This window comes from Shewanella litoralis, assembly GCF_009828585.1.
GTDB lineage: Bacteria > Pseudomonadota > Gammaproteobacteria > Enterobacterales > Shewanellaceae > Shewanella > Shewanella litoralis.
On sequence record NZ_WSRZ01000023.1, the window covers coordinates 56,702 to 65,650 of the forward strand.

The following is an 8,949-nucleotide window of genomic DNA, read 5'->3' on the forward strand; positions in this document are numbered from 1 at the left end:
AGATAGATATGGAAACTGTATTAGGAATGACGGCTATTGCTGTTGCTCTACTTATTGGTATGGGTGCATTAGGAACAGCTATCGGTTTCGGCCTTTTAGGTGGAAAGTTTTTAGAAGGTGCAGCTCGTCAGCCAGAAATGGCGCCTATGTTACAAGTTAAAATGTTCATCGTAGCGGGTCTTCTAGATGCCGTAACTATGATTGGTGTAGGTATTGCGCTATTTATGCTATTTACTAACCCATTGGGTGCAATGCTTTAACTAACGCTTCTGTCTTTAATCTAACTAGGAGGCTGTTGTGAATTTCAACGCTACCTTACTCGGTCAGACGGTTGCCTTTATTCTCTTCGTGTGGTTTTGCATGAAGTTTGTATGGCCTCCGTTGATGAATGCCATCGAAGAACGCCAGAAGAAAATTGCTGATGGTCTGGCAGATGCCGGCCGTGCAGCAAAAGATCTAGAGTTAGCACAAATTAAAGCTACTGAGCAACTTAAAGAAGCAAAAGTAACTGCCAACGAAATTATTGAGCAAGCTAACAAGCGTAAAGCTCAAATCGTTGAAGAAGCTAAAGTTGAAGCACAAACTGAGCGCGCTAAAATTATCGCTCAGGGTCAAGCAGAAATTGAAAACGAACGTAATCGCGTAAAAGATGACTTGCGTAAGCAAGTTGCTTCTCTAGCCATTATTGGTGCTGAGAAAATCCTTGAACGTGTAATCGATCCAGAAGCCCACAGTGACATAGTTGATAAACTAGTTGCTGAAATTTGATTAAGGGAGTTGAGTTATGGCTGAATTAAGCACCATCGCTCGCCCTTACGCAAAGGCAGCTTTTGATTTTGCTGTTGAGCATAAAGCAGTAGAAAGTTGGACAGAAATGTTAACTTTCGCTTCATTGGTGAGTGAAAACGAATCAATCAAGCCATTGCTTAATGGTACTCTTGCGAGTACAGAACTTGCTTCACTGTTTATTAACGTATGCGGTGAGCAAGTCAATGAGCAAGGTCAAAACCTGATAAAGGTAATGGCTGAAAACGGTCGTTTAGGGATACTGTCAGCAGTATCGCTACTTTTTGCTGAATACCGTAATGAGTGGGCGAAAGAAGTTGAAGCCGATGTGGTTTCTGCTTTTGAGTTGACTTCTGAGCAACAACAGCAAATTAGTGTTTCTCTAGAGAAACGTCTCGCACGCAAAGTTAAGCTGAATTGCAGCATCGACGCATCGCTCATTGGCGGTGTGATTATTAAATCAGGCGACCTAGTCATTAATGGCTCGGTAAGCGGTAAGTTATCGCGTTTGTCTGACAAGCTGCAGTCGTAATTGGGAGTTTAAGCATGCAACTGAATTCCACTGAAATCAGCGATCTGATTAAGCAGCGGATCGAGCAGTTCAACGTCGTTAGTGAAGCTCGCAACGAAGGTACAATTGTTGCAGTAAGCGACGGAATCATTCGCATTAACGGCCTAGCCGATGTAATGCAAGGTGAAATGATCGAACTGCCTGGTGGCCGTTTTGCAATCGCGTTGAACTTAGAACGTGATTCTGTCGGTGCCGTAGTAATGGGCCCTTATGCTAATTTAGCAGAAGGCGCAAAAGTAAGAACAACTGGTCGTATTCTTGAAGTACCTGTTGGTCGTGGACTACTTGGCCGTGTTCTTAACACGCTTGGTGAGCCAATTGATGGTAAAGGACCTGTCGACAACGACGGTTTCTCTCCTGTTGAAGTGATTGCTCCAGGTGTTATTGAGCGTAAGTCAGTAGACCAACCAATCCAAACTGGTTATAAAGCCGTTGATGCCATGATCCCAATCGGTCGTGGTCAACGTGAATTGATTATTGGTGACCGTCAGACTGGTAAAACAGCGATGGCTATCGATGCAATTATCAACCAGAAAGATTCAGGTATTAAGTGTGTCTATGTTGCTGTTGGTCAGAAAGCTTCTACCATCGCTAACGTAGTACGTAAACTTGAAGAACATGGCGCACTAGCTAACACTATCGTTGTTGTTGCATCAGCTTCTGAAGCTGCCGCACTGCAATACTTAGCACCATATTCTGGTTGTTCTATGGGTGAATACTTCCGTGACCGCGGTGAAGATTCTTTAATCGTATATGATGATTTGTCTAAGCAAGCAGTTGCTTACCGTCAAATTTCATTGCTATTGAAGCGTCCTCCAGGACGTGAAGCATACCCAGGTGACGTATTCTATCTACACTCGCGCTTATTAGAGCGTGCTTCACGTGTAAACGTGGACTATGTAGAAAAGTTCACAAATGGTGCAGTAACAGGCCAAACCGGTTCGTTAACCGCGTTACCTATTATTGAAACCCAAGCTGGTGACGTATCAGCGTTCGTACCGACCAACGTAATTTCTATTACAGATGGTCAGATCTTCCTTGAGACTGACTTGTTTAACTCGGGCTTACGTCCAGCAGTTAACCCAGGTATTTCTGTTTCTCGTGTTGGTGGTGCTGCGCAGACTAAGATCATCAAGAAACTGTCTGGCGGTATTCGTACTGCACTAGCACAGTATCGAGAGCTTGCAGCGTTCTCACAGTTTGCATCTGATTTAGATGATGCAACTCGTGCTCAGCTTGAGCATGGTGAGCGTGTAACCGAATTAATGAAGCAAAAACAATATGCTCCTATGAGTGTTGCTGCTCAGTCTGTGTCTATTTTCGCAGCTGAAAAAGGCTTCCTGAAAGGTGTTGCTTTAAATGAAATCGGTCGCTTCGAAGCCGCTCTGCTTTCATACATGAACAGTCAACATGCTGACCTAATGAACACCATCAACGCTACTGGCGATTATAACGCTGATATCGAAGGTGAGTTAAAGGCAGGCATGGACAAGTTCATTGAAACCCAAACCTGGTAATAATGAACACGGGGTGTCATTAGGCACCTCAGGTCCCAGATTGGAGAGTAGAGATGGCCAGCGCTAAAGAGATTAAAACCAAGATCGCGAGTGTTAAAAATACTCAGAAGATCACTTCCGCTATGGAAATGGTAGCAGCCAGCAAAATGCGTAAAGCGCAAGAACGCATGGCAGCAAGCCGTCCATATGCAGAAAATATGCGTAAGGTGATCGGTCACGTAGCGCAAGGTACTCTCGAATATAAACACCCCTATTTAGAGGTGAGAGATGCCAAGCGGGTTGGTTACATAGTAGTAGCAACCGACCGTGGTCTTTGTGGTGGTTTGAACGTTAACCTTTTCAAAAAGGTTGTGTCAGACGTTAAAAAATGGAAAGAACAAGGCGCAGATGTTGAGTTTTGCCCAATTGGTGCTCGTTCTGTTCAGTTTTTTAAAAGCTTTGGTGGTGAAATATCTGCCCATGCATCAGGTTTAGGCGATGCGCCAAAACTTGCTGATTTGATTGGCACAGTACGTGTCATGTTAAAAGCTTACAACGAAGGTAAACTGGATCGTCTGTATATTGTGTTTAACAAATTTGTTAATACGATGGCCCAGACTCCTGTGATCGAACAGCTGCTACCTTTACCTAAATCAGATGAAGAAGTAGCTAGTTATCCTTGGGATTATATTTACGAGCCAGATCCAAAAGAAATTTTGGATGTATTATTAACTCGTTATATAGAGTCTCAGGTATATCAAGGCGTTGTTGAAAATATTGCCTCTGAACAGGCTGCCCGTATGGTAGCAATGAAGGCGGCAACAGATAACGCTGGTGAAATGATCGATGATTTGCAACTCGTCTACAACAAGGCCCGTCAGGCTGCGATTACGCAAGAACTGTCGGAAATTGTGTCAGGCGCTGCAGCGGTTTAGGTTAGGTAACGAAATCAAGTTTAGAGGATTAATCATGAGCACAGGTACTGTTGTCCAAGTAATTGGCGCGGTTGTGGACGTAGAGTTTCCACAAGATTCTGTACCTCGAGTATATGACGCTCTGAAGATCACTGGCGAAGGCGCCTGCAATGGTTTGGTGCTGGAAGTTCAGCAGCAGCTAGGTGGTGGTGTAGTTCGTACCATCGCTATGGGTTCTTCTGATGGTCTGCGTCGTGGTCTAGAGGTAGTAAACTCAGGTTCACCAATTTCTGTTCCGGTAGGGGCTGCAACCCTTGGCCGTATTATGAACGTACTAGGTGAGCCAATTGATGAAGCGGGTCCTATCGGTGAAGAAGAGCGTTATGAAATTCACCGTGCAGCTCCTTCATACGAAGAACAGTCAAACTCAACTGAACTTTTAGAGACGGGTATCAAGGTTATCGACCTTGTTTGTCCTTTCGCTAAGGGTGGTAAAGTTGGTCTGTTCGGTGGTGCTGGTGTTGGTAAAACAGTTAACATGATGGAACTGATTAACAACATCGCTAAAGCTCACTCAGGTCTTTCAGTTTTCGCTGGTGTTGGTGAGCGTACCCGTGAGGGTAACGACTTCTACTACGAAATGAAAGATTCAGGCGTATTAGACAAAGTAGCCATGGTTTATGGTCAGATGAACGAGCCTCCAGGAAACCGTTTACGCGTAGCGTTATCGGGCCTGAGTATCGCTGAAAAGTTCCGTGACGAAGGTCGTGACGTATTGTTGTTCGTGGACAACATTTACCGTTACACCCTTGCTGGTACTGAAGTATCTGCACTATTAGGTCGTATGCCGTCAGCAGTAGGTTATCAGCCAACACTAGCTGAAGAGATGGGGGTTCTTCAAGAACGTATCACTTCAACTAAGTCTGGTTCGATTACTTCTGTTCAAGCAGTATATGTACCAGCGGACGATTTAACCGATCCGTCACCAGCTACAACCTTCGCTCACTTAGATGCGACTGTTGTATTGTCTCGTCAAATTGCTTCTTTGGGTATTTACCCAGCCGTTGACCCATTGGACTCGACTTCACGTCAGTTAGATCCACAGGTTGTTGGTCAAGAGCATTATGATGTTGCAAACGGTGTACAAACTGTATTACAGCGTTATAAAGAGCTGAAAGACATTATTGCTATTTTGGGTATGGATGAATTGTCAGATGATGACAAAACCATGGTATTCAGAGCACGTAAGATTGAGCGTTTCTTATCTCAGCCTTTCTTCGTAGCAGAAGTGTTTACAGGTTCTCCTGGTAAGTACGTTTCTCTAAAAGACACTATCCGTGGCTTTAAGGGTATTTTGGAAGGTGAGTTCGATCACATTCCAGAGCAAGCGTTCTACATGGTTGGCTCAATCGATGAAGCTATCGAAAAAGCTAACAAAAAGAAATAACTAGGCCGTAAAGCTTAGTTCTTTAAGGAGAACTTGATGGCAGCCAAAACAGTCCAACTTGATATTGTTAGTGCAGAAGACAGCATCTACCACGGCGAAGTGAGCTTTTTTGAAGTGAACGGCGCTGAAGGTGAGTTAGGTATTATGCCTAACCACGTTGCTCTACTAACAACAATCAAGCCTGGTATGGCGCGCTTTATCAAGCAAGATGGTAGTGAAGAAGTGTTGTACCTTTCAGGTGGTTTACTGGAAGTACAACCTACTGCAATCTCAGTACTTGCTGATGTAGCATTACGTGCCGATGATATTGATGAAAAAGCCGCTTTAAAAGCGAAGGAACGTGCAGAGCAAGCTATTGCTAACGCTGGCGCCGACTTCAATTACGAAGCTGCAGCTATCGAATTAGCCAAGTCTTTGGCTCAATTGAAAGTAGTTGAAACCATCAAGCGAAATATCACCAGATAATCTGATTATTTGACGCTGAAAAGGCGACTCATTATGAGTCGCCTTTTTTATTGTGATACATAAATACAACATCGTGAGTTTTTCCATTTGTATTGAGATTAAGCTAAAATAGCGCCAATTATAATTTATGTTGTTTGAAGGGATTAATTATGTCGTTAAATGTTGTCATCTTAGCTGCAGGCAAAGGAACTCGCATGCGCTCTGATTTGCCTAAAGTTCTGCATCCAATAGCTCATAAAAGTATGGTTCAGCATGTTATCGACACCGCTAACTCATTAGGTTCACAAGCTATTCAATTAGTGTATGGCTATGGTGCAGATAAGCTACAAGCTGCATTAGGTGAGCAAACATTAAATTGGGTATTGCAAGCTGAGCAGCTTGGTACTGGCCATGCGGTAGCACAAGCCAATCCAAACATTAACGACGATGATACCGTACTCATTCTTTATGGTGACGTTCCGCTTATCCAACAATCAACACTCGAAAGCTTACTTGCCGCACGTGAAAAAAATGGCCTCGCGATTTTAACCGTTAATCTTGCTAACCCAACAGGCTATGGCCGCATAGTGAGAGAGTTTGGTAAGGTTGTTGGTATCGTTGAGCAAAAAGATGCCAATGCCGACCAATTAAAAATTACTGAAGTTAACACTGGCATCATGGCGGTACCCGGTAAACAATTAAAAGCGTGGTTGAACAGGTTATCTAACAACAATGCTCAAGGTGAATACTATTTAACAGACATTATTGCCATGGCACATGCTGATGGTGTCGCGATAACCACGTCACAACCCCAGTCTGCCATTGAAGTTGAAGGTGCAAATAATCGTGTGCAATTAGCACAGTTAGAACGTGCTTACCAAGCTCGCGCCGCTGAAAAGCTCATGTTAGAAGGTGCCAATTTACGCGACCCTGCGCGTATCGATATTCGCGGTGATGTTACTGTGGGTATGGATGTGATGATAGATATCAATGTCATCTTCCAGGGGACGGTAGTATTAGGTAATAACGTCACGATTGGCGCAGGTGCCATTTTGATAAACTGCGAGATTGCCGATAACGCTGAAATTAAACCTTATACCATTGTTGAAGGCGCTAAACTTGGTCAAGCAGCAAGTGCAGGGCCGTTTGCACGTTTACGCCCTGGCGCTGAACTGAAGCAAGATGCGCACATTGGTAATTTTGTTGAAATCAAAAAATCAATCTTAGGTGTTGGCTCTAAAGCTGGTCATTTGGCTTATCTTGGTGATGCTGTTATTGGTGCTGGTGTTAATATTGGTGCAGGTACCATTACCTGTAACTACGATGGCGCTAATAAGTTTATTACCACCATCGAAGACGGCGTCTTTGTAGGAAGCGACACTCAATTAGTTGCCCCAGTAACAATTGGCAAAAACGCCACCTTGGGCGCCGGTTCTACTATCACTAAAGACGTTGCTGAAGATGAATTAGTTATTACCCGTGTAAAACAACGCCATATAGCAGGTTGGCAACGTCCAGTGAAGATTAAAAAGTAATACTGGTTACAAAATATTCAAAGCGGCCATGAGCCGCTTTTTTATTTTTGACAATAGGTAAATCGTAACTTTAAGATTAAATTAATGTCTTGGTGTTAAGCGCAACGCATTGATTTATAGTATTTTTGATATATATCACACACAAGAGTAAATTTTGTGAAAAGAAGTTTAAATAAAAACGATTCTCATTTATATTGTCGCCAATTCTAAAGCTAAAAATATATTGAGGTATTGGCAATGGTATTTAAGTACTCAGTAATCGGTTTTGCTGTAGGTTCTGCATTAATGGTATCACCATCGATGGCGCAAGGGGCTAGTGACTCAAACATTGAACGCATAACGGTTTCAGGTCTTTCGTTTAATGATTACAAAGTCGGCACTTCATCAGGCGCAATGCGTGGCGACATAGACCTAATGGAAACTCCGCAATCAGTGAATGTTATTCCTGATTTTGTCACCGACGAACAACTCGCTACTAACCTTGCCGAAGTCCTTGTTAATGATTCTAGTGTGACAGCGGGTACGACTCGTTGGAACCGCCAAGTTTTCAGTATTCGTGGTTTTGAATTAGATTCTGGCAATGGCTATTTAATTAATGGCCACCAGCAATGGTCTCACTATGTTCAGCCTATTGAAACCCTGCAACAAGTCGAGGTGCTTAAAGGGCCTTCTAGTATGCTGTATGGCCAATCTGGCCCCGGTGGCTTAGTAAATATGGTCACCAAAAAGCCAACATATGATTCAATGCTCGATATTGGTTTTGATACAGATGAAAATGGCTCTACTCGTGTTCAGCTTGATGCAGGTGGCAGTTTGAACGAAGCACAAAGTGTTCGTTATCGTGCTGTTTTGGTCAAGCAAGATACCGAATACTGGCGTGAATATTCAACCACTGACGAAAACCAAGAGCGTGATCGTTGGTTAGGCTATATCAACATGGAGTTCGACCTTAGCGATGATATTTTGTTATCGGTTAAGTATGATCATACTCAAGATAAGGCGGGAATAGATGCTGGTGGTTGGTTAGATAATGACGGTAATGTGATTGGTGATAACGAAACGATTTGGGATGCTGATTGGGCATTTACTGATAATAGCGTATCAAATTTAGGTGCTGATATTACATGGCATATAAATAATGAATGGAAAGTAAAAGCAGGTTATAACGATCAGCAGTTTAATCGTCAGCGTTTCGACTCAGCGCCGCAATATACAACAGATCCATTCAGTAATGGCTATAGTATTAAGCCTTTTGACCGCTATGATGATTGGCAACATAAAACCGCTTTTGTCGATTTTACTGCAAACTTAAATGTTGCAGATATTGAACATCAGTTATTGATAGGTGCTAACTATTTAGACTACTTCTATCAACAGCAAATTCAACGCGGTGCTACTCAAACAATCGTGCCTGGACAGGCTGCCATTCAACCAGATCTTGATTATCATTTGTCTGCCAAAGGGACACCGAGTGAATACAACTATTACGGTTTCTATTTACAAGATTTAATGACATTCAATGAGCAGTGGAAGGTACTTGCTGGTGTACGTTATGACGAGCAAAAGAAAGACGGTTTAGGTGAGAATAGCTATGCCGTATCACCTAAGTTTGGTGTAATTTATTCACCAAAAGAAAATGGCAGTATTTATGTTAATTATTCAAAAAGCTTTACCCCGCAAGGTGCTGTCAATAATCAATTTGATGTGAATAATGAGCTCGATTTAAAACCTGAATACGGTATTCAGTATGAAATCG

General features: G+C 42.9%; 9 protein-coding genes. All 9 read left to right on the top strand.

Features of this window, described 5'->3' with window-relative positions:
* The first annotated feature begins 8 nt into the window (after positions 1–8).
* A complete protein-coding gene (gene atpE / locus GQA99_RS16610) occupies positions 9–260 on the top strand; it encodes a F0F1 ATP synthase subunit C (protein ID WP_011639455.1) in 252 nt (83 codons plus the stop codon).
* 37 nt (positions 261–297) lie between these two features.
* Positions 298–768, top strand: coding sequence for a F0F1 ATP synthase subunit B (atpF, locus tag GQA99_RS16615; protein WP_160055758.1), 471 nt, complete (start codon positions 298–300; stop codon positions 766–768).
* Positions 769–784: 16 nt separating this feature from the next.
* Positions 785–1,318: a F0F1 ATP synthase subunit delta gene (atpH, locus tag GQA99_RS16620; RefSeq protein ID WP_160055760.1), complete on the top strand. Its 534-nt coding sequence runs from the start codon at positions 785–787 to the stop codon at positions 1,316–1,318.
* Between the two features lie 14 nt (positions 1,319–1,332).
* A complete protein-coding gene (atpA, locus tag GQA99_RS16625) occupies positions 1,333–2,874 on the top strand; it encodes a F0F1 ATP synthase subunit alpha (protein ID WP_160055762.1) in 1,542 nt (513 codons plus the stop codon).
* A gap of 53 nt (positions 2,875–2,927) precedes the next feature.
* Positions 2,928–3,788, top strand: a complete 861-nt coding sequence (atpG, locus tag GQA99_RS16630) for a F0F1 ATP synthase subunit gamma (RefSeq protein ID WP_160055764.1) — start codon at positions 2,928–2,930, stop codon at positions 3,786–3,788.
* 34 nt (positions 3,789–3,822) lie between these two features.
* Entirely contained in the window at positions 3,823–5,214 is a 1,392-nt protein-coding gene (gene atpD / locus GQA99_RS16635; protein ID WP_160055766.1) for a F0F1 ATP synthase subunit beta, read from the top strand.
* A 36-nt stretch (positions 5,215–5,250) separates the two neighbouring features.
* Complete coding sequence (locus GQA99_RS16640; RefSeq protein ID WP_160055768.1) at positions 5,251–5,679, top strand: F0F1 ATP synthase subunit epsilon; 429 nt, start codon at positions 5,251–5,253, stop codon at positions 5,677–5,679.
* Between the two features lie 149 nt (positions 5,680–5,828).
* Positions 5,829–7,193, top strand: a complete 1,365-nt coding sequence (gene glmU / locus GQA99_RS16645; RefSeq protein ID WP_160055770.1) for a bifunctional UDP-N-acetylglucosamine diphosphorylase/glucosamine-1-phosphate N-acetyltransferase GlmU — start codon at positions 5,829–5,831, stop codon at positions 7,191–7,193.
* Between the two features lie 237 nt (positions 7,194–7,430).
* The coding region (locus GQA99_RS16650) for a TonB-dependent siderophore receptor (protein ID WP_160055772.1) at positions 7,431–8,949 on the top strand (1,519 nt) is incomplete at its 3' end.